The organism is Pseudomonas oryzicola, assembly GCF_014269185.2.
GTDB lineage: Bacteria > Pseudomonadota > Gammaproteobacteria > Pseudomonadales > Pseudomonadaceae > Aquipseudomonas > Aquipseudomonas oryzicola.
Window position 1 is genome coordinate 2,986,370 of sequence record NZ_JABWRZ020000001.1, and the last position, 21,227, is coordinate 3,007,596.

Below are 21,227 nucleotides of genomic sequence, written 5' to 3' on the forward strand. Positions count from 1 at the left end.
CTGTTTTACTCATCGAGCAGGCGCAGTGCCTCGCCCGCAAGGTCCGCCAGCGGAAACGGTTTGTTCATCAACGCCGTGCCTGGCTGTTCGAGCAACTGCGCCTCGATCTGCTGATCTGCGTAGCCGGTGATGAACAGGATCTTCTGCTGTGGAAGCTGCATGCGCATGGCCTTGGCCACTTGCCGGCCACTGAAACCACCCGGCAGGCCGATGTCGGTAATCACCAGGTCGAACGGGCCGTCATGGCGGAAGCGCTCCAGCGCAGCATTGGCATCGCCAGCCTCAGTGATGTCGAAACCACGCTCGGCCAGGTACTCGCGCATGACTGCGCGCAGACTCAGTTCGTCATCAACCAGTAGCAGGCGCTCTCCACTGCCCATGCGCTGCGCGCGCTGTATCACCGGGGGCACCTCGGGGACCGGCTCAGGGCACCGTGGAAAAAGCATGGAGACCCGGGTGCCCTGATTCGGCGCCGATTCGATCCAGGCATACCCACCCGACTGGCCGACAAAGCCGTACACCATCGACAAGCCAAGCCCGGACCCACGCCCGACGGGCTTGGTGGTAAAGAAAGGGTCAAAGGCCCTGGCAATGTCCGCTGCCGCCATGCCATGCCCATCATCCTCGACATGCAAGGCAACATAGTCGCCTGGTGGCAGGCCATGCTCATCAGGAAACCAGGCGTTCAGCCGCATGTTGACACTGTGCAACGTGACATTGCCCCGCTCCAGACAGGCTTCGCGCGCATTGGTGCAGAGGTTGATCAAGGCATTTTCCAACTGGCCCACATCGACGCATACCGCCCACGGTGTGACATCCAGCTGCCAGTGCAAACACATCTCTGCGCCCAATGCCCTGAGCAGCAGAGGTTCACTCAAGCGCAACTGCCGGTTGAAATCCAGCAGCTTCGGAGCCAGGGGCTGGTGGCGTGAAAACGTCAGCAGGCGACGAGTCAGCTCCATCGCGCGCAGCACCGAATCGCGCGCCACCTCTACATAGGCCTCGACCCGGTCCAGGCGCCCTTCCTGAAGGCGGCGCTGCAACAGTTCGAGGCTACCGCCAATACCAGACAGCAAATTGTTCATTTCGTGGCCCATGCCTCCGGCCAACTGGCCAACCACCTCCAGGCGTTGGTGGTTGCGCATCAGTGCTTCGGATTGACGAGCGGCTTCCTCACGGCACTCGGTGATGTCCCGACCAACCGCAGTCAGCAGGTTGCCATCGAAGCGCGCGCTCCAGCGAAACCAGTGGTAATGGCCATCGCGGTGACGCAGGCGGGTCTCGATCTGCTCGGTATTGCGGTACTGCAGGAACCCGCTGACTGCCACCTGTACTTCAGCCCGATCGGCCGGATGCACCAGGTCCAGCACCAGCACATCGCGCACCTGCTCTTCCGTCCAGCCCAGAGTGTGGTACCAGGCGGGATTGGCAGCATACATCCTGAGATCGGGGGTAACGGTCATCATTGCGTCACGCGACAGTTGCCAGAACTGCTTGCGCTCAGCCACATGTCGTTCGATCTGCAATTCGAAACTTCGTGCCTGTTCGCGCCAATGACGGTGGGCCTCACGGTCGGCGGCGGTCTCGATGACGGTGTGCAGGAACCCCGCCACGCTGCCCAGTTCATCGTGCAACGGGGCATACCCGAACGCGCACCAAAGCGCTTCGGCACCTGCGCCGCAGGTGATACGCAGCGGTGGATCCTCGACGAAACTCGAGCGCCCCTCAAGGGCTTTGAACACCCAAGGCCCCATGTGCGGCCAGACATCGCTCCACAATGTATCGAAGGCCATGCCCAAGGCATACGGCGAGACAGGCCGCAACGCCCGGTAGGCATCATTGTGGACCACGCAGAGATCCGGCCCCCAGACCACGGCACACGGGAACGGTGACAAATGCATCATGTCGACGGCGATACGCAACGATGCCGGCCAGCGCGGCCAGGGCCCGAGCGAAGTACGCCCCCAATCGAACTGCGAAATCTGTTCGGCCATCGTCTCGGCCAATGGCGCAACCTGCGGTTGCAGGATGACCGGCGACGCAGGTTCGTGCGGCGTAGCGTTTGCGACCAATTATTCTTACTCCCGCTGTGCAGGGCTGCACCATGAATGGAGTTCAAGTTAAGCACAGCATGCGCCATGCGCTATGGCGCACGTGCACAGGGCGGCTATGCTCATTAGGTTTCCCCTGGGGCCAGGGAGCAACGGCCCACTCAGGTTGCCGACGGGAGCATGGTCATGAGCAAGAAAATGCTGGTGGTGCTGACCAATACGGCCAAGTATCCGACCCTCAAGCGGGCAACCGGATTGTGGCTGGGGGAAGCGGTGCACTTTGTCGAAACGGTCGAAAGAGCCGGCTACAAGGTCGATTATGTCAGCCCGCTGGGCGGCTATGTCCCCGTCGACCCGCACAGCCTGCAAATGGCCCCCGACCTGGACTGGCAGTGGTATGACGACAAACGCTTCATGACTCGCCTGGGCAGCACATTGAGCCCCGGCCGGGTGAAGGCCAGCGAGTACTGCGTCATCTATTACACCGGCGGCCATGGGGTGATGTACGACTTTGTCGATAACCAGCCGCTGCAGGAACTGGCGCGCCAGGTGTATGAGAACAGCGGCATTATCGCTGCAGTCTGCCACGGTGTTGTCGGCCTGCTGAACATCAAGCTCAGCGACCACACCCTGTTGCTGAAGGGGCGCAAGGTGACCGGCTTTTCCAACACCGAGGAAAAGCTCGCCGAGCTGGACAAGGTGGTCCCGTTCCTGACGGAGAACGAGCTGGGTGCGCGCGGCGGCGACTACAGCAAGCATGAGGACCCGTGGATGCCCTACGTGGTGGTCGATGATCGCCTGATTACCGGGCAGAACCCGGCCTCCACCGCCCTGCTGGCCGAGAAGGTATTGGCGAAACTGAAACAGAGGTGAAGCTGACAACGAAGTTCGGCTTTTCTGTAAAGTCGCAACACTTGTCGCCTACAGCCGAAGCATCATCAAGCACATAGGATCGATGTCGACCTGTTCACCCCGAACAGCAAGGGTCAACGGAGCGGCACGCCTATGGCAACTAGCAAGACTCACATTATCAACTGGCGGAAATTGTTGCTGATTCTGGCAATCGGCATGATACCCGTGCTATCCGGGTTGCTGGTGATGGACTATCAGCTGGAAAGGAAACTTGAAGAGAACGCCAGGATTTCCGTTCAGGAGGCGGTGTTCAGCATCGATCAGGCACTGGACCGCATGGAGGCCAGCCTGGAGAAAACTCTGCCGCTGGCCGGCAAACCCTGTGTCGAAGTGCTGGGTGCGCTGGACCAGAGAGTCGCCAGCAGCCCGCACCTTCGCTCATTGGTGCTGACCCGCGGCAAACAAGCGTATTGTGCGACGGACATGGACCCCTTGGAGTATCTCTCCGCTTTTTCCGGGTCCGGGCTGCAGACACAACTGGCATTCGACGCCCCTTCGTCGCCCAACGCGGCGATCATCAAGATCCAGAAACCGCACAGCGACCCCGGTGTAATCGCAACAGCCTACGGTCGACTGCTGCGCGACGAACTGCGCGCCTTCCAGGACGGCTTGACGCTGCTGCTGGAATTCAACGACCTGTACATCTGGAGCGATGGGGACAGCCGCGATCCACAACGCCCCTCTCAAGCCGAATTCAGCCAGCGAGCAGTGTCGAAAAAATATGGCTACGTAGTGATCGGTGGCTACGCCAAAGGCTACACCGCGCAGGAGTTTCGCCTATCCCTGCATCAGGTACTCCCCTCACTGGTACTGGTCGGGGTCGCCAGCATGTTCATTACATACCTGGGCCTGCCCAGAACGCGCAAAAGGACGGCCAATACCGCCGCCATCGATTCGTGACGGCGGTACCCAGGGCTGTCAGTCGGTGTTCAGTACACCACGACGCACCTGGTCACGCTCGATGGATTCGAACAGCGCCTTGAAGTTGCCCTCCCCAAAGCCATCATCCCCTTTGCGCTGGATGAACTCGAAGAACACCGGGCCGAGCAGTGTTTCCGAGAAGATCTGCAACAGCAGACGCTTGTCGCCAGGCTGCGAGGCTCCATCGAGCAAAATGCCCCGTGCCTTCAACTCATCGACTGGCTCGCCATGACCAGGCAGGCGCTCTTCGAGCATTTCGTAGTAGGTTTGCGGCGGTGCCGTCATGAAGCGCATGCCGAGGCCTTTCAGGGCATCCCAGGTCTTGAGCAGGTCGTCGGTCAGGAAGGCCACATGCTGGATGCCTTCGCCGTTGAACTGCATCAGGAACTCTTCGATCTGCCCGGCGCCCTTCGAAGACTCTTCGTTCAGGGGGATGCGGATCATGCCATCCGGTGCGGTCATGGCCTTGGAAGTCAGGCCGGTGTATTCGCCCTTGATGTCGAAGTAGCGGATTTCGCGGAAGTTGAACAGTTTTTCGTAGAAGCCGGCCCAGTACGCCATGCGCCCACGATAAACGTTGTGGGTCAGGTGATCGATGATCTTCAGGCCGGCACCCACCGGATTACGGTCCACGCCTTCGATGAACTTGAAATCGATATCGTAGATCGAACTGCCCTCTTCGAAGCGGTCGATCAGGTACAACGGTGCACCACCGATACCCTTGATGGCCGGCAGACGCAGTTCCATCGGCCCGGTTTCGATTTCCACCGGTTGCGCGCCCAGTTCCAGGGCACGGGCATAAGCCTCATGGGCGTTGCGCACGCGGAACGCCATGCCGCACACCGACGGGCCATGCTCGGCGGCGAAGTAGGAAGCGATGCTCTTGGGCTCGTTGTTCAGGATCAGGTTGATGCCACCCTGGCGATACAGGTGCACATCCTTGGAACGGTGGGTAGCCACCTTGGTGAAACCCAGTATCTGGAATACCGGTTCGAGTACGCCAGGCGTCGGCGAAGCCAGCTCGATGAATTCGAAGCCCATCAGGCCCATTGGATTGTCGAAAATATCAGCCATGTTCGTGTCCTCATCTGCAGCGAAAAATTATTGATTGCGTGGGATGTCGAACAGAAACGGCGGTGAGCAGGGAATTCCACGCACGCTGCGGGCGAGGAAGTCACCTATGATCAGCTTGAACCCATGGTATGTCATATGGACCCATTCTCGGCGGGCTTGATCCTTCGGCATTGAAGGACCTTATTGTTGTATTCGTAAATCGATTCTACAGGGCGTAAAAACGTTTGTCGCGTTTTAGTTACCCGTGCGGCCCGACAAACGGCTATCCTCTCGTTATTGTCAATACAGATCAGGTCAGCATGCCCCTTACTGTCAAGCGCCGCGTCGGCCTCAGCTGGCGCACCCTGCTGCCCTGGGTCGTCGGCGTGCTGCCGGTGGTGTGTGGCCTGGCCGTGATGAACTGGCAGCTCGAACGCGAAATGCAGGCCACCAGCCAGGCCACCACCCGCCAGGTGGTGACCCATGTCGAACGCATTCTCGACAACCTGTCCAGCGCTGCCGATGCTCTGCTGCCGCTTGCCGGCAGCCCGTGCGGGCAGGCCCAGCTCAGATTGCGCGCCGAGGTCACGCGCAACGCCTTCGTACGCTCGACCAACCTGTTCAGGCACAACACCCTTTATTGCACCTCACTGTTCGGCGACTTCGACGAACCGGTCAACGCCGGCGACTACGCTGATGGCAAGCTGTGGCTGATGGATGGCAATTCGGTAACCCCGGGCCACCCGCTGCTGGTCTATCGGGCCAGCGACGGTGACCAGGGTGCGATCAGCACAGTGGACGGTGAGCACCTGCTCACTGCGCTGCGCCTGATCGGCCCCGACGAAACGCTGCAGATTCGCGTGGGCAATGCCTGGTTGGGCAAGGATGGCATCGTGCACAAAGGCCAGCCACCCGCCGCCGCCAAGGCGAATGTACAGGTGGGCTCGACGCGTTACCCGTTCAGCGTGCACGGTGGCTATGGCAGCGACAGGCAAGGCCAGCTATGGCGCAGCCACTACCCCGCCCTGTTCGGCCTGCTGCTGGTGCTGGGCGCGGTGTCCGCCCTGGCGTGCCGCTGGCAGATACGCCGCATCACCTCGCCCCGTGCCGAATTGCGCCGGGCCCTGGAGGCCGACGAATTCCTGCCGTACTTCCAGCCGGTGGTACGCAAGGGTGACTACCGTTGGGCCGGCGCCGAAGTGCTGATGCGCTGGAACCACCCGCAGGAAGGTCTGGTGAGGCCTGATCTGTTCATCCCCTACGCCGAACACAGCGGGCAGATCGTCGCCATGACCCGCGCCCTGATGACCCACACTGCACAGAGCCTGGCGCCGTATGCCGGGCTGCTGGAAGACGGTTTTCATATCGGTATCAACATCACCGCAGACCATTGCCGCGACTTCAGCCTGCTGGATGACTGCCGCACCTTCCTTCAGCATTTCCCGCCCGGCCGGGTGGTGCTGACCCTGGAGCTGACCGAGCGCAAGCTGGTCGAGGCCACACCGGTGACCCTGGAACTGTTCGAGAAGCTGGACGCCATGGGCGTGAAAATTGCCCTCGACGACTTCGGTACCGGCCAGTCCAGCCTCAACTACCTGCGCCAGTTCAAGGTCGATTACCTGAAGATCGACCAGAGCTTCGTCGCCATGATCGGCGGCGACGCACTCTCGGTGCATATCCTCGACACCATCGTCGAGCTGTCGGCCAAGCTGGGGCTGGGCATCGTCGCCGAGGGGGTCGAAACCGAAGCCCAGCGCGACTACCTGGCTCGTCACGACGTGGATTTCCAGCAGGGCTACCTCTACGCCAGGCCCATGCCGGCAGCCGCATTCCTCGAAGCGCTGGTCGCACAGGCCAGCGCATCACGGTTGCCGCAGGCTGCGCCCCCTGAGATCATGCGCGGCTGATCCAGCCGCTCAACTCCAATTCGAGGCATTCGTGTCAAAAGGCATTCTCTCGTCGGTCATGGCGTCCTGTCTGTTCGCCGTGATGTACTTCTATACCTCGCTGCTCACGCCACTCGACGGCGAGGAAATCTTTGGCTGGCGCACGCTGTTGACCTTGCCTTGCCTCACCCTGTTCATGCTTGTCTCGCAAGACTGGAAGCGGGTGGGCGAACTCCTCGCCCGGGTAAAACGCACGCCGCTGCTGGCGCTGGGCATGCTCGGCACATCGTGGCTGATGGGTGTGCAGTTGTGGCTGTTCCTCTGGGCGCCCCTGCACGGGCGCAGCCTGGAAGTGTCGATGGGCTACTTCCTGTTGCCGCTGGCCATGGTCCTGACCGGGCGGCTGGTCTACGGCGAGCGGCTGTCCCGCCTGCAAAAGGTGGCCGTGGCGTGTGCCGCGCTGGGCGTAGGCCACGAACTGTTCCAGCATGGCAGTTTTGCCTGGGAAACCCTGGTGGTAACGATCGGCTACCCGATCTACTTCGTGTTGCGCCGGCGTTGCCGCACAGACCACCTCGGTGGCCTGTGGTGCGACATGTGCCTGCTGTTGCCGTGGGCATTGTATTTCGTGATCCAGGGCCCGCTGTCCACAGCCGATCTGCAGGCATACCCCGGGCTGTATGCGCTGATCCCGATTCTCGGGGCAATCAGCGCCTCGGCGCTGATTGCCTATGTGCTGGCCAGCCGCTTGCTGCCCTTCAGCCTGTTCGGCCTGCTCAGCTATGTCGAACCGGTGCTGTTGGTAGGTGTGGCACTGCTGCTCGGCGAAACCATCGGCCCGGACCAGTGGCTGACCTACCTGCCGATCTGGGCCGCGGTACTGGTGCTGATCCTCGAAGGGTTCAGGCACCTGCTACGTCAACGGCGCCGTTCGGTGTAAGCCGAACCTGGCGCACACGCCGTTCTTCAACGGCCTCCACGACCAGCGTCCAGCCGTTCCAGGCCAGGCGGTCACCGACCACCGGCAAGCGGTCAAGCAGGCTCATGACCAGGCCCGCGAGGGTCTGGTAGTCCTCGGTGGCGCGGGCGCTGAAACCCGTGCGTGCCTGCACCTGGCTCAGGTTCACCGCACCGCTGACCACGAAGCCCTCACCATCCTCGACGATGCCCGGCCCTTCAACCTCGCTGGCATCGGGCAGTTCACCGGCGATCGACTCGAGGATGTCGGTCATGGTCAGCAGGCCGATAAAGTCACCGAACTCGTTGACCACGAAGGCGATGTGGGTGGACTGGCCACGCATCTGTTCCAGGGCATTGAGGATGCTGAAGCTTTCCAGCAGGTTCAATGGCGCCCGCGCCATGCCTTCCAGGTCCGGCTGGTTACCCGCCAGCAGCTCCTTGAGCAGTTCCTTCTTGTGCACGAAGCCCAGTGGCTCGTCCACGCGCCCATCGCGGATCAACGGCAGGCGCGAGTACGGCGAATTGGCCAGGGCCTGGGCAATGGCGTCGGCCGGCTGCGCCAGGTCGATCACATCGACCTCGGCGCGTGCCGTCATCACCGTGCGGATCGGCCGCTCGGCGAGGTTCAGCACGCCACTGATCATCACCCGCTCGCGACGGTCGAACACCACCTGCTCCTCGCCGCCCGCAACCAGGTCGGCGATCTCTTCACCCACCTCGTCAGCCTCGACCCGGCGACCACCCAGCAGGCGCAGCACGGCATGCGCAGTACGCTCGCGCAGCGGCCGGTGCTGTTGCAGGCTGCGCTTGCGGCGGGCGCGGGCCAGCTGGTTGAACAGTTCGATCAGGATGGAGAAGCCGATCGCCGCGTACAGGTAGCCTTTCGGGATATGGAAGCCAAGGCCTTCGGCGGTCAGGCTGAAGCCGATCATCATCAGGAAGCCCAGGCACAGCATGATCACCGTGGGGTGGGCGTTGACGAAGCGGGTCAGCGGCTTGCTGGCGACGATCATGATGCCGATCGAGAAGATCACCGCGATCATCATCACCGACAACTGTTCGACCATGCCCACTGCGGTGATGACCGCATCAAGCGAGAACACCGCGTCGAGCACCACGATCTGCGCAACGATCGGCCAGAACGCGGCATGGCGCACCGCGCCGCTGGCCTGGGCTACATGGCCCTCCAGGCGTTCATGCAGCTCCATGGTGGCCTTGAACAGCAGGAACACACCACCGAACAGCATGATCAGGTCCCGGCCGGAGAAGCTCTTGGCAAACACCTCGAACAACGGCGTGGTCAGGGTGACCATCCAGGAAATGCTGGCCAGCAGGCCCAGGCGCATGATCAGCGCCAGGCTCAGGCCAATCACCCGTGCGCGGTCGCGCTGATGCGGCGGCAGCTTGTCGGCGAGGATGGCGATGAACACCAGGTTGTCGATGCCCAGCACCAGTTCGAGGACGATAAGCGTCAACAGGCCCAGCCAGGCCGTGGGGTCGGCTAGCCATTCCATTAGCGGATACTCATGTGGGCAACGTCACGAGGACGAGAAAAGGAAGGCCGTGAAGGCCGGGGACTGGGGGGCTCCGCAAAGGTGCTCATAGGGACCTTGATAGCAAACAGGGAAAACGATCGTACCGGCTGAGCAGCTGATCTTGATAACACAAAACTATTACAAAACCTGTAGCCACTAACCGTAGCGAAACGCTGGCCCGGCGATGGGTACTTTTCTTCAATACCACCAGCCGTCATTACCCGAGGATGAAACCCTCCCTCAACCAAACGGATTTTCTCATGAGCCTGTCCCTGTCCATGGCCGCCTTCGCACTGGCGGCTTCGATCTCCCCCGGCCCGGTCAACATCGTCGCGCTGGGCAGCGGTGCCCGCCATGGCCTGCGCGCCAGCCTGGCCCATGTGGCCGGCGCCACGCTGGGCTTCTGTCTGCTGCTGGTGCTGGTCGGCCTGGGCCTGCACCAGTTGCTGCTGCGCTGGCCACTACTGGGCCTGCTACTGCACTGGGGCGGTGTGGCGTTCCTGCTGTACATGGCGTGGAAGCTGGCAGCCGACGATGGGCAACTGGGGGGCAGCCATCCGCTCCAGGCCCCTTCGGCGTGGCACGGCGCGGCGATGCAATGGCTCAACCCCAAGGCCTGGCTGGCAGCGGTGGCCGGGGTGGGTGCCTACACCGGCGGTGAGCAGCAGCTGCTGTGGCTGTTCGCCTGGATCTATGGGCCGATCTGCTTCCTTTCAGTGGCCAGCTGGGCGTGGGCAGGCAGCGTGATCCGGCAATACCTGGGCAACCCACGGCACCTGCGCCGGCTGAACCGGGGCTTGGCCGTGCTGTTGGTGGGCAGCGCGATCTACCTGGTGCTTCAGGGCCAGCAAGTGGCGGCATTGCGGTAATGCCCGGGGGTCGCCGCCAGGTGCTGCTTGAACGCCCGCTGCAGGTGTGCCTGGTCGGCAAACCCGGCTTCCTGCGCCACCTCGGCAATCGCCCGGCCCTGGCGCAACTGCGCCCTGGCCAGTTGCACACGCTGGTCGAGCAGGTAGCCATGCGGCGTCAGGCCGAAGCGCTGGCGGAATGCGCGGATCAGGTAGGAGCGTGACAGACCGCAGGCGGCGCAGATGTCCTCCAGGCTCAGCGGGTCGCTGCGATGGGCACGGATGAACGCAGCCGCGGCGGCCAACCGCGGGTTACCCTCCTCGGGCACACCACCATGGCCGCCGAGCAGGCCCGGCAACGCGGCAAACAGCGTCGCCAGGCGTTGTTCGCGGTCTGGCACGCTGGCATCGAACAGGTCGGCAAACAGCTGCAACAGCCGCCGGTACAATTCCGGCGAGCGACTCCAGGCCTGGGCCGGCAAGGCAAACCCCTGCGCCTGCAACCAGGGCATGTCGACGAACAGCATCAGGTACGACCATGCTTCCCCGGCAATGGGGTTGCAGGCATGCACCACGCCCGGGTTCATCAGCACCGTGGTACCCGCTGCCACCTCGAACTGCCGGTCACCGTTCAGGTAGGTGCTGCGCCCGCCGGTGATCACCCCGAGGGAAAAGCTCTCGTGAGAATGCGCGGCATAGCACACCTGGCGCCCATCCCCTACCCGTCGAGCTTCGACGAAGGGCAACGCCGGATCACGCCAGAACCTTGATACTTCGATCATCCCTCGCTCCGCTGGTCACCGCCACGACCCAGGATACTACACGCCTGTCGTGCAACCAGGTCCAGCGTCCGTTCCACTTCGCCGATATCGACCGTGAAACCATCGCCGTCCGGCCTCCCCACCACAAAGGCAAAATGCTGCTGGTCACGATCCGTCAGGTACTTGTAGTAGCTGACAAACCGGTTGGGCGGTTGCAAGGCCAGCAGGCAGCCACCCGGCTGCAGTACATTGACCCCGTGCGCCAGCTGGCTACCTTCGACGCCGATGACCACGCGCGCACCTGCACAGGCTGCCACGATGCTCGCTACGTCGGCCTTCGCCGGGTTGACGATGCGAAAGCCGCGGGTCGCGCGCAGGTGCTCGGCCAGCGCCAGTTCGTTGCGCAACAGGCGCCGGTCACCTTCGCCACCACGCAGCACAAACACACCGGGGTGCGGGGCATGCACCACATGCGCCAGCAACTTGTTGCTCATGGCCCGGTAACGGGCATGCCGACTGCGGTTGTTGGCCTGGTCCTCGAACAGCACCAGTTCTCGGAAGAACGCACTGCGCAAGCGCAGCGGTTTCATCTCCAGCCAGTCTTCATAGGCCGGCACCTGGGGGTACAGCGGGAATCTGGCCGAAGGCGCCGTGGTCACCGGTACGCCCTCGTTGCAGGCCAACGCGTAGGTCGGGCAATCTTCCGTCAGCCAGTTGCCGAACCAGGTATTGCCATTCTGCGTGCAGTAGACTGCCCCGCGATCAATTTCGTGGTCCACGCTGATGGTCGGGAAAGTGCTTGGCTTCAGCGACAGCCAATGGCTGGCCTTGCCCTTGTACAGTGCCCCCTCGACCAGCCACACATCCTTGATCAGGTACCCGCGGGTCGGCCCCTGCTGCATGCTGATGCCGCCGCGCATGGTCGGCCCCGGATGCACGTACGGATAGAACCGCTTGCCTTCCCAGCCCGTCACCCGCTCCAGTTGGCCTGGCAGATAAATGGCCGGGGGCGAGACCGTGACCTCACCGGGAGCGATGTCCCAACTGCTGGCCGCGACGCTCTTTAGATCGATGACGCTGCGCCTGCCCAGCCGTTTGCGCAGCATGTAGTGGTAGGCGGCCAAGGTCCAGGTGTGCTGCCGGGCGGGCGGTGATGCGCTGAACTGCGAGATGTCGCTGCCCATGAGGCGTTCTCCCTTGCTAACGTGGCCACAGACTTGGCGCTGGATGCCAGATCAATGCCTCCCTGGCAGCCTTTCAGCTGCACATGACCCGCTCCATGGTGGGCGGTGACTGCAAGCTGGCGTAGCGGCTGCGCAAGTTCTCTATGAACGGTTCGCCTGCACCGCTGCGACCATAGAGGTAGATCTTGTGCAGGCCGCCAAACACCATTTCCTGGTAGCGGCTGGCAACTTCCTCGTCATTCGGGCCCTCGGGCAACCCCAGATGCAAGGTGAGCTTGTCGCCTTCGATCGCAAACATCGGGGTGTCCCAGAGAAACTTCGCGGTGCCAGTCCTGGGTAAGCGAACAAACAGACAGGCATAATTGCCCAGCGAATCGATATCGCCACCGCGGCGGCGCTTCCATTTCAACAAACCGTCGTCCGGGCGTGCCAGGCAAAGGCCGATGTCGTAATAATCGAAGCCCTTCTCCAGGGCCCATTCCAGCGCCATGAAGGTAGTGATCGAGTTCACCTCGCGTAACTTGCGCGCATCGGAAAACACCGCCGCGCAATAGCCAAAACGCAATGTGCTCCAATAACGCTTGCCGCCGCGCACCACTTCGCAGCCCAAGTGGCAGCCAATCACTTCATCGTTCAGCGTGATCAGGTCGAGCCGGCCGACGCCCCTGGCAATGCGAAACACTTCCGGTGTGGGAAACTGCGCAGCATGGATACCCTGCCTCGCGCTGGCGTAGGGGCGCAGAAGGTCGCGGTCGGCCATGGCGATTTCCTCGTCCGTCAGGGCCTGGCGCATGCGGTACAGTGGGCGGTGCTTGCGGATGCTGCGTCTGAGCTCACTGTCGTAGCGCGCCGTGATGGCCTCCAGCGGGCGGCCCAGCGGTACCACGGCGCTCAGGTAATGCGGCACCGACAACGCCCCTGTCGTGGGCATTTCGCTAACCAGCACCACATGATCGGCTGCCGTCGTTGCACTGGTGCTGTCGATGATTGCTGTACTGGCCTGGCCCTTGCCGGCGATCAGCAGCTTGGCCATTTCTCTTTGCTGCTTGCGCCCGACATAGACAATTTCGTAGGGGCTTTCCTGTTGCAAGCGGAACCTGGCCACTTCCCAGCGCCAGAAACAGGCACGCGCCAGCCCTTCACGCAATTTGCTGGCCAGGTGTCTCATTTCGTAGCGTATCGAGGGCGACACGTGTTTTCGCGCCAATGCCGTCAAGGTTGCTTTCATTTCTTCTTCGACGTCCTTCGATGTGCTCTTGGTCTATCGGAAAAGGACAACTACTGAGCAACAACGGCTTGTGGATATGCGCGTTTTATCCACAAAGTCTGCTATCGATTCAATTTAAGGTGTGCATAAACCGTTTCGCAAGCGACCCTTTGATTGCATTTCCTGACACCTCTTCGAGCTATTACAACCTTTCATGGCGCCAAATTTCCTGCCTGAATGGCTCAGCCCAATGACTACTTTCATCAACCAGCCCTCCTGCGTTATCCCCTTACCACTTCGCTATTGAGAAATGACATTTGATGCCATCTCTGCATAAAGGGAGCATCGCCATGCCTGCCAGCAACCCCCATCAATCCATGCTCGAAGCGCAACTGCCGCACTGGACCCATCAGGTAACACCCGAGCAGTGGACTACGTTACAGCGAACCCAGATCGCCCCGTGGCAGGCCCAGGGCTGGTTCGCCAACTCCCCCCCCGACCTGCGCCAAGCCGTGCACGACAGCAGCACACGCCTGCTGCGAGCGCAAGCGGCCCTGGCCCACGCATTGAAGGGCCTGAAACAGACCACTGAATTCGCTGAACCATTGCTGCAGGGCCGCCTTGCCGAACAAGGCATTCACGCCCCGTTGCACACCGTCGAGTTGCTGCGGGTCGAACGCAGTTGGCATTGGGCTGGGCTGCGCTATCTCTATCGTCATCAGCGCCATGGCCTGCTCCAGGCCGCCCTGCAGAACTTCGCCGACGACGAGGCGTTCACCGCCGAGAGCGCCATTGCCCTGAGCGGCAACATCCAGGTGACGGCGGTCGATGTATCAGGCTCTGTACCATTGGGCATGCAGGTACCTGTGGCCCACATTCCGCTGAAGTCCGAGCACTACCGGGTGCAGCGCCTGCCAGTTGCCCCTGCCGCTTTCGCCACACTGTGCCGTGAACTGGACCTGGGTGGCGCGTACCAGGCCCACCTGGAACAACATTTCGCCCAGCCCGCCACTCGGGCGCTGGCCATCGCGGTGCAAAAATGCCGCCTGCGCCTGGCTGCCGACCTTGCCTACCTGCAGCACCTTATCGACGGCGGCACGCGTGATCAGGTCGAGCGGCTGTTGCAGGGTGGCGAGGTAAAGTGCTGGCAGTTGGCGCTGTGCGGCACGCCCCTGCACGAAGTCATGCTGATCGATGCCGGCCACGCCGGGTTGGCGCTGTACCTGCCCGGCCATGACCCGGCACTGCGGCAGTGCAGCAACCTGGGCGCGGTGCACGATGCACTGGCGACCTTGCTGCTGGATGCCGATGCCCGCCAGGCCTTCATGGCCTATATCAGCCAGGACGAGCGCGTGCACTTTCTCGACCTGCTGCAGCAGAACCTCGACGCTGCCGGTAACACCGCCTACGACCGCACCTGGCAACGTGCAGCACACGCAGACCTGCGTCCCACGCGTCGGGCCATCACGGCCGAGCCTTTCGGCCTCTATCAGGACCAGCACCTGGCCCGCCTCAAGCACGAAGCCAGCCTGCTGGCGGTCCCGACTGCAGCAGCCGATGCCAGCGCACGAGCCAGGCGCCTGGAGGAATGGGAAAGCCTTGGCCTGGATGTACTGAACATCGCCGGCTTCTTCATCCCGTGTGTGGGTACCCTGATGCTGGCCGTTACCGCATGCCAACTGCTCGGCGAAGCCTTCGAGGGCTACGAGGCCTGGCAGGAAGGCGACCGGCACCTGGCACTGCGTCACCTGGAGGCGGTCGGCCTGAACCTGGCCCTGATCGGCGGCTTCGTGGCCGCTGGCAAGGTAGTACCCAAGCTGTTCAACAGCCCGTTGATGGAGAGCCTCCAGCAGGTACGCGGCAGCGATGGGCGCTACCGGCTGTGGAATGCAGACCTCACCCCCTACCGCAGTGCCATGGTCCTGCCGGAAAATCTGCAGCCCAATACCTTTGGCCAATACCTGTACAAGGGCCGCCATTTCATCCGCATGGACGGCCATCTCTTCGAACAACGGTTCGACAACGCCCTGCAGCAGTGGCGGCTGGTTCACCCCGAGACGCCAGATGCCTGGCAGCCACCGCTGGCGCATAATGCCCAAGGCGCCTGGCGCGGCCAGCATGAACATCCCGGCCAGTGGCCATTTGCGAAGCTGGCGCGCCGCCTTGGCGAGGCCTATACCGCCTTCACTCCAGACCAGCTGGAGCAGGCTGGACGGCTCTGTGGCCTAGATGCCGCGCGCTTGCGCCGGGTGCACCTGGAGGGCCTGCCAACGCCCCCGCTGTTGCTCGATGCCCTGCAACGCATGGCGGCACAGGCCGAAGTAGAGGCTTTGCCAGACAGCGTCCCGCCGGGCCTGTTCGAACGGCTGTACAACGGTACCGCAGCCATTACCCCGTCGACACAGAAACTGCTCGACACCTATCCACGGCTTTCCCCCGCCCTGGCCAGGCGCTTTCTGGCAGCGCTGGATGAAGCCGAAATGCTCGCCTGGCAACAGAGCAGCCAGTTACCTGCGCCGGTTCGCCAGGCGCTGGAGCAGGTGCACAGTGATCTGCCGCTGGTACGCGCGCTCGAAGGCGTACTTCAGCCGGCCCGTGCCAGCAGCGACAGCGAACGCCTGCTGTTCAGCGCACTGGACGCTATGCCCGGCTGGCCTGGCGACCTGCGCCTGGAGTTGCGCAGCGCCAGCCCCGAAGGCCCCCGGTTGGATCAGGTCGGCAACGACCAGGCCACTACCCTCTGTCGTGTGCTCAAAACAGCCCATGGCTATGAGGCCGACCTGGGCGAGCGCCCTGCGGCTGCAGCGCGCGACCCAGACCTGTGCCGGGCAGTAGAGCAGGCCCTGCCGCCCTCGCAACGCCGGACGCTGGGTATCTCCACCGACGATGGCAGCGCGCTACGCCAGCGTGTGCTGGCTTGGGCCGACCAGCACAGGGCAACACTGGCGCAGCGATTGTGGGGGCAGCGCGCGCTGCTGCGCAGGCCCAAAGGTAGTCTGCATGGCGGCCGGCCACTCGCCCCCGAACCGCATCAGCCGCGCCTGGCAGGCTCGCTGGCCGGGGCCTATCGCCGCCTGTATCCGGACGCCACCGATCAGGAATTCGAAAACTGGCTTGGCAACGATGAGGATACCCCGGCTGCTGATGACATTCGCTCACCTGCACAGCGCCTGCGCGACCTGCAGCAACGCCTGGATACCCTGCGTCACGACCTGCAGAGATGGGCCCGGCCCGACCCGCAGCGTCCCCACCAGCGGCATCAGGCGATCCGCCCCATCCTCAACGCCTGGCGGCGGCTGTCGACCGTAGCGCTTGCAGGGGGTGACCGCCTGCATAGCCTCGACCTGTCCAGCCTGGAACTGGACAACCAGGCGCTGGCCAGTCTGCCCTTGCCCGACGACTTCGCCCATGTGGAGCACCTGTCGCTCAGCAACAACCGTTTGCTCAGCCAGTTGCCGGTCGGGTTCTACGCACGCTTTCCAAACCTGAAGCGCCTGCTGCTGAGCGACTGCCGGTTCGACACCTTACCCCGCCTGGGCAACCCTGCGCAGCTCAGGTGGCTGGATATGGATGGCAACCGCATCACCTGGGATGCCCAGGCCCAGCGAGTGCTGGACCGGTGCTCCGGGCTCGCAGTCCTGGACCTGTCGGGCAACCCCTTGTTGCAAGCCCCCGACCTGCGCGGGCTGGGCAATTTGACCACGCTGTTTCTGAACAACTGTTTCCTCAGCGAGTTGCCGCAAGGCCTGGAGCTGGTTACCGAGCCGATCATCCTCGACATTGGCGACAACCAACTGCTGCGGCTACCCAACGGTTTCAATGTGCCACGCCCGGTCGCAGACGCCCTGCGCCTGGAGAGCGACTGGCTGGATGCGCCGCTGCTTGCCCAGATCGAAGCCTATAACGCCATGCATCAGGTGGACCTGCTGGTGTGCGAAGGCGACTACCTGGAGTTCTTCGAACAGACCGGCCCGGCCGAAGCGGCCTTGTGGCAGCGGTTACCGCTGCAGTACCGCCGCGATCTCAGGCCCTTGCTTGAGCTTGAACCGTTCCTGTCCCGTCCAAGGCATGCCCGTGCGGAGTTCTGGCGACGGTTGGCCGTGATCGACGCAGACCCCGCCCTGCGCCAGCAATGGTTGACGCACCCGCCATACGATCTGTTCAACCTCCCGCTTTGAGCTTGCCCGGGTGCCTGCCGGCGCAACCGGCGGGCATCCGGGGCAATGTTAGGCCAGACTGGTGTTTTTCCGGCAGCCGGTGCATGCTCGCAGCTGAAGCGTTTCACCTGGCTCTAAACCCGCCCTGCAATGTGAGGTGCAGTACCCATGGACCGTCTGCTCGATTCACTCTTCCCCAGTGCCGAAAACATCCCGGAAACCTGGCGCCTGGAAGCCCCTCTGGAACAACGCGACTATCTGGTGAATGGCGAGCTAAGGCGCTGGGACGGCCCCCTGGCCACGGTGCGCAGCCCAGTCTGGCTCAAGCAAGGCAGCGAAGACCAGCAGGTGGTACTGGGCAGCGCGCCGCTGCTTGATGCCGATACCGCGCTCACCGCCCTCGATGCCGCCGTGCAGGCCTACGACAAAGGCCGCGGCGCCTGGCCGACCCTGCGCGTGGCCGAGCGCATCCAGCACGTCGAGGCGTTCCTGGCGCGCATGCGCGAGCAACGCGAGGCAGTGGTCAAACTGCTGATGTGGGAAATCGGCAAGAATCTCAAAGACTCGGAAAAAGAATTCGACCGTACCTGCGACTATATCGTCGACACCATCAATGCCCTCAAGGACCTCGACCGCCGCTCCAGCCGCTTCGAGCTGGAACAGGGCACCCTGGGGCAGATCCGCCGCGCGCCGCTGGGTGTAGCCCTGTGCATGGGGCCTTACAACTACCCACTCAACGAAACCTTCACCACCCTGATCCCGGCCCTGATCATGGGCAACACCGTGGTGTTCAAACCGGCCAAGTTCGGCGTACTGCTGATTCGGCCCCTGCTCGAAGCGTTCCGCGACAGCTTCCCGCCAGGCGTGATCAACGTCATCTACGGCCGCGGCCGGGAAACGGTAAGCGCGCTGATGGCCAGCGGCAAGATCGATGTGTTCGCCTTCATCGGCACGCACAAGGCCGCCAGCGACCTGAAAAAACTCCACCCGCGCCCACACCGCCTGCGCGCCGCGCTGGGGCTGGATGCCAAGAACCCGGGCATCGTCCTGCCGCAGGTGGACCTTGACAACGCCGTCGAGGAAGCCGTCACCGGTGCGCTGTCGTTCAATGGCCAGCGCTGCACGGCGCTGAAGATCCTGTTCGTCCACGAGGACGTGGTGGATGCGTTCCTCGACAAGTTCCAGCGCAAGCTGGCCGCACTGAAGCCCGGCATGCCCTGGGAGCCTGGCGTAGCGCTGACGCCACTGCCGGAGCCCGGCAAGGTCGATTACCTCGACGGCCTGGTGGCCGATGCCAAGGCCAAAGGCGCACGGGTGCTCAACGAAGGTGGCGGGTCCAGCCGCGGCTCGTTCTTCTACCCGGCGGTGTTGTACCCCGTGCAGCCCGACATGCGCGTTTATCACGAGGAGCAATTCGGTCCCCTGGTGCCGGTGGTGCCTTACCGCGACCTGCAGACGGTGATCGATTACGTGCTGGACTCCGACTACGGCCAGCAACTGAGCCTGTTCGGCAACGACCCGGCAACCATTGGCCACCTGGTCGACACCTTCGCCAACCAGGTCGGGCGTATCAACATCAACGCGCAATGCCAGCGCGGACCGGACACCTACCCGTTCAATGGCCGCAAGAACAGCGCCGAGGGCACCCTGTCGGTGCATGACGCCCTGCGCGTGTTCTCGATCCGTACCTTGGTGGCAACGCGCTTCCAGGCAGCCAACAAGGAACTGATCAGCGAGATCATCCGCAACCGGCAGTCGAGCTTCCTGACCACCGACTACATCTTCTGATCACCGCGCTTATAGACAATCGATCTACCCATCGTGTCGATTTTCCATCCGCGCAAACGACTCTAAGCAACAGGGCGCCCGCCGGCGCCCATTGCAAAGGAGAGTCGACCATGGCAGCCAGACCCATTCCCGAAGGCCAGCACAGCATCACCCCCTACCTGGCCATCAACGATGCCGCCAAGGCCATCGAGTTCTATAAAAAGGCCTTTGGTGCTGTCGAGATGTTCCGCCTCGACGCCCCGGGTGGCCGCGTTGGTCATGCCGAACTGAAGATCGGTGATTCGTCGCTGATGCTTGGCGACCCCTGCGACATGGAAGGCGGCCTCACCGCCAGCCAGAAGCTCACCGGCGCGGGTGTAGGGCTGCACCTGTATGTCGAGGACAGCGACAGGGTCCATGCCCAGGCCCTGGCCGCCGGCGCCACCCAGCTGAGCGCAGTGACGGACCAGTTCTATGGCGACCGTAGCGGCACCCTGAAAGACCCATTCGGCAATATCTGGTTCGTTTCCACCCATAAGGAGGACTTGACCCCCGAGGAAATTCGCGCCCGCGCCGCGAAGCTGTTCGGCGGCAACTGAGCGGCAGGTTGAAAGCGGCGCGACTTTGCCTGAAGCTTGGCGCTCGTAGCCTGGAGCCGCTTCATGCGAATCATCGACAAAACCGCCACACTGGTGCGGAGCCTGACCCCCGCGGAAGAGGAGCTGCTGGTCGGCTTTGCCAGCGGCACCCTCGCCGGCCCGCGCCTGTTGCAAGCCAACCAGATGCTGATGAAGGTGCGCAGCGCCAACCAGTGGCTGGCCTGCGACTGCCGTAGCGATGCCTTGCCGGTGCTCAATGTCACCCTCAACGGCAACACCGGCACGCTGTTTCTCAAGAACAACCCGGGTACAGCCGAGCATGCGCCCGGCTGCCCGTTCACCAAGGACGAGCGGGAAGCCGTCGAGCGCGAAAACCACCCCGCGCCGCCTGCTGCCTGGCTGCCTCCGGATACCCCTCTGCGCCTGATCGGTGATTTCCACAGCGGCGCGACCGGTGCTGGCGGCGACAGCAATGATCGGCGCGAGCAGCAGCGCCTGCTGGCGCTGCTGCTGACCTGGATCGAAACCAGCGGCCTCAACCTGTATGCCAGCCACCTGAAACGTGACCTGACCGGGCAGTTTGCCGAATTGCGCAGCGTGGCCAGCCGCTACCCGCTGCTGGAGCGGGTGCCGGCCAGCAACTACCTGGAAACCCACCTGGACATGAAGCACATGATGATGCTCAAGTCCCGCCTGCGCGAAGCCACGGTATTCGGCAACCATCGCCGCCACGGCCTGCTGCTGGACTGCCTGGACCAGGTCAAAGGGCGCAAGCTGTTCAACCACGGCAATGCAGACGGCTTCGACTTCCAGGGGCACCACCTGTACTGGGGTGGCAGCCGCACCGCCGGGCCGTTGCTGGCCCTGGCGCTGTACTCGCCGACCAGCGCTGGCAGCCAGTACTACGAACTGATCCATGTGGCCAGCGTGCCGGTGCTGTCGCGGGCGCACCTGTTCCCGGTATACCGCGATGAAGAGCGCGAACCGCTCAAGGCGCTGGTGTCACTGATCGACTGGATGGCCAGCAAAGGCGTGAAGGTGCAGATGCGCCGGCCAGTGATCGGTGGGCAGGTGATGGATGAACTGGTGCTGACCTCGGACCAGGATCGGGTGTTGTCCGTGTCACTGCTGGAACAGCCAGTCGGGCCCGAGCCGGATACCGAGAACTTCAAGCGCTATGCCGACTTCAAGAGCCTGAACACTTTCCGCAAATTTGTGGCCGGCTTCTTCATGCGCGAACGTTGAACAGTCGACGCATTGAGGCCGGCGCCGGATACCGGGAACTTCCAGCGCCAGGCGGACTTCAAGTCCTGGAGACCTTCCGCAAGTTTGTCGTCGGGGTCATACCTGAGACTGAGCACCGCCTGGCCGCGAAGAGGCTGTTGC

At 62.9% G+C, this 21,227-nt stretch carries 15 protein-coding genes; 9 read left to right on the forward strand and 6 right to left on the reverse strand.

Going from position 1 to position 21,227, the window contains the following annotated elements:
* Nucleotides 1–5: 5 nt before the first annotated feature.
* Nucleotides 6–2,072: a hybrid sensor histidine kinase/response regulator gene (locus HU760_RS13835; RefSeq protein ID WP_186676832.1), complete on the reverse strand. Its 2,067-nt coding sequence runs from the start codon at nt 2,070–2,072 to the stop codon at nt 6–8.
* Between the two features lie 165 nt (nt 2,073–2,237).
* Here HU760_RS13835 and HU760_RS13840 point away from each other — a divergent pair, with 165 nt between their 5' ends.
* A complete protein-coding gene (locus HU760_RS13840) occupies nt 2,238–2,924 on the forward strand; it encodes a type 1 glutamine amidotransferase domain-containing protein (RefSeq protein ID WP_186676830.1) in 687 nt (228 codons plus the stop codon).
* Nucleotides 2,925–3,056: 132 nt separating this feature from the next.
* On the forward strand, nt 3,057–3,863 hold the full coding sequence (locus HU760_RS13845) for a CSS-motif domain-containing protein (RefSeq protein ID WP_186676829.1): 807 nt from the start codon (nt 3,057–3,059) through the stop codon (nt 3,861–3,863).
* Nucleotides 3,864–3,881: 18 nt separating this feature from the next.
* On the opposite strand, the gene hppD is transcribed toward HU760_RS13845, so the two are convergent.
* Nucleotides 3,882–4,958, reverse strand: coding sequence for a 4-hydroxyphenylpyruvate dioxygenase (gene hppD, locus HU760_RS13850; RefSeq protein WP_186676827.1), 1,077 nt, complete (start codon nt 4,956–4,958; stop codon nt 3,882–3,884).
* A gap of 299 nt (nt 4,959–5,257) precedes the next feature.
* Between hppD and HU760_RS13855 the strand changes: the two genes are divergently transcribed.
* Entirely contained in the window at nt 5,258–6,844 is a 1,587-nt protein-coding gene (locus HU760_RS13855) for an EAL domain-containing protein (protein WP_186676825.1), read from the forward strand.
* A 31-nt stretch (nt 6,845–6,875) separates the two neighbouring features.
* On the forward strand, nt 6,876–7,763 hold the full coding sequence (gene rarD, locus HU760_RS13860) for an EamA family transporter RarD (protein ID WP_186676821.1): 888 nt from the start codon (nt 6,876–6,878) through the stop codon (nt 7,761–7,763).
* Here rarD and HU760_RS13865 read toward each other — a convergent pair.
* The gene (locus HU760_RS13865; RefSeq protein WP_186676813.1) at nt 7,726–9,297 is read right to left on the reverse strand and encodes a TerC family protein; all 1,572 of its coding nucleotides are present in this window, start codon (nt 9,295–9,297) and stop codon (nt 7,726–7,728) included. The two genes, rarD and HU760_RS13865, sit on opposite strands and share 38 nt — an antisense overlap.
* Nucleotides 9,298–9,578: 281 nt before the next feature.
* On the opposite strand from HU760_RS13865, the gene HU760_RS13870 reads away from it, so the two are divergent.
* On the forward strand, nt 9,579–10,187 hold the full coding sequence (locus HU760_RS13870; protein ID WP_186676811.1) for a LysE family translocator: 609 nt from the start codon (nt 9,579–9,581) through the stop codon (nt 10,185–10,187).
* Here the strand turns inward: HU760_RS13870 and HU760_RS13875 are convergent.
* The 3 genes from HU760_RS13875 to HU760_RS13885 form a co-directional block, all read right to left on the reverse strand.
* Entirely contained in the window at nt 10,157–10,948 is a 792-nt protein-coding gene (locus HU760_RS13875; protein WP_186676810.1) for an AraC family transcriptional regulator, read from the reverse strand. The genes HU760_RS13870 and HU760_RS13875 overlap by 31 nt on opposite strands.
* A complete protein-coding gene (locus tag HU760_RS13880) occupies nt 10,945–12,111 on the reverse strand; it encodes a glycosyltransferase 61 family protein (protein WP_186676808.1) in 1,167 nt (388 codons plus the stop codon). Before HU760_RS13880 ends, HU760_RS13875 begins: the two co-directional genes overlap by 4 nt.
* Nucleotides 12,112–12,184: 73 nt before the next feature.
* Nucleotides 12,185–13,339 carry a GNAT family N-acetyltransferase gene (locus HU760_RS13885; protein ID WP_186676806.1) on the reverse strand — a complete coding sequence of 385 codons (1,155 nt, stop codon included), beginning with the start codon at nt 13,337–13,339 and terminating at the stop codon, nt 12,185–12,187.
* Between the two features lie 329 nt (nt 13,340–13,668).
* Between HU760_RS13885 and HU760_RS13890 the strand changes: the two genes are divergently transcribed.
* From HU760_RS13890 to HU760_RS13905, 4 genes are all read left to right on the forward strand, one after another.
* Complete coding sequence (locus HU760_RS13890) at nt 13,669–17,496, forward strand: leucine-rich repeat domain-containing protein (RefSeq protein ID WP_186676804.1); 3,828 nt, start codon at nt 13,669–13,671, stop codon at nt 17,494–17,496.
* A 147-nt stretch (nt 17,497–17,643) separates the two neighbouring features.
* Nucleotides 17,644–19,263 carry an NADP-dependent glyceraldehyde-3-phosphate dehydrogenase gene (locus HU760_RS13895; RefSeq protein WP_186676802.1) on the forward strand — a complete coding sequence of 540 codons (1,620 nt, stop codon included), beginning with the start codon at nt 17,644–17,646 and terminating at the stop codon, nt 19,261–19,263.
* A gap of 110 nt (nt 19,264–19,373) precedes the next feature.
* The gene (locus HU760_RS13900) at nt 19,374–19,841 is read left to right on the forward strand and encodes a VOC family protein (protein ID WP_186676799.1); all 468 of its coding nucleotides are present in this window, start codon (nt 19,374–19,376) and stop codon (nt 19,839–19,841) included.
* 63 nt (nt 19,842–19,904) lie between these two features.
* The gene (locus tag HU760_RS13905; protein ID WP_186676796.1) at nt 19,905–21,086 is read left to right on the forward strand and encodes a DUF8534 domain-containing protein; all 1,182 of its coding nucleotides are present in this window, start codon (nt 19,905–19,907) and stop codon (nt 21,084–21,086) included.
* Nucleotides 21,087–21,227 lie beyond the last annotated feature (141 nt).

Coding starts and splice junctions, on each gene's coding strand:
- HU760_RS13840 (WP_186676830.1), top strand. CDS start 2,238: ATGAGCAAGAAAATGCTGGTGGTGCTGACCAATACGGCCAAGTATCCG.
- HU760_RS13845 (WP_186676829.1), top strand. CDS start 3,057: ATGGCAACTAGCAAGACTCACATTATCAACTGGCGGAAATTGTTGCTG.
- hppD (WP_186676827.1), bottom strand. CDS start 4,958: ATGGCTGATATTTTCGACAATCCAATGGGCCTGATGGGCTTCGAATTC.
- HU760_RS13855 (WP_186676825.1), top strand. CDS start 5,258: ATGCCCCTTACTGTCAAGCGCCGCGTCGGCCTCAGCTGGCGCACCCTG.
- HU760_RS13865 (WP_186676813.1), bottom strand. CDS start 9,297: ATGGAATGGCTAGCCGACCCCACGGCCTGGCTGGGCCTGTTGACGCTT.
- HU760_RS13870 (WP_186676811.1), top strand. CDS start 9,579: ATGAGCCTGTCCCTGTCCATGGCCGCCTTCGCACTGGCGGCTTCGATC.
- HU760_RS13875 (WP_186676810.1), bottom strand. CDS start 10,948: ATGATCGAAGTATCAAGGTTCTGGCGTGATCCGGCGTTGCCCTTCGTC.
- HU760_RS13880 (WP_186676808.1), bottom strand. CDS start 12,111: ATGGGCAGCGACATCTCGCAGTTCAGCGCATCACCGCCCGCCCGGCAG.
- HU760_RS13885 (WP_186676806.1), bottom strand. CDS start 13,339: ATGAAAGCAACCTTGACGGCATTGGCGCGAAAACACGTGTCGCCCTCG.
- HU760_RS13890 (WP_186676804.1), top strand. CDS start 13,669: ATGCCTGCCAGCAACCCCCATCAATCCATGCTCGAAGCGCAACTGCCG.
- HU760_RS13895 (WP_186676802.1), top strand. CDS start 17,644: ATGGACCGTCTGCTCGATTCACTCTTCCCCAGTGCCGAAAACATCCCG.
- HU760_RS13900 (WP_186676799.1), top strand. CDS start 19,374: ATGGCAGCCAGACCCATTCCCGAAGGCCAGCACAGCATCACCCCCTAC.
- HU760_RS13905 (WP_186676796.1), top strand. CDS start 19,905: ATGCGAATCATCGACAAAACCGCCACACTGGTGCGGAGCCTGACCCCC.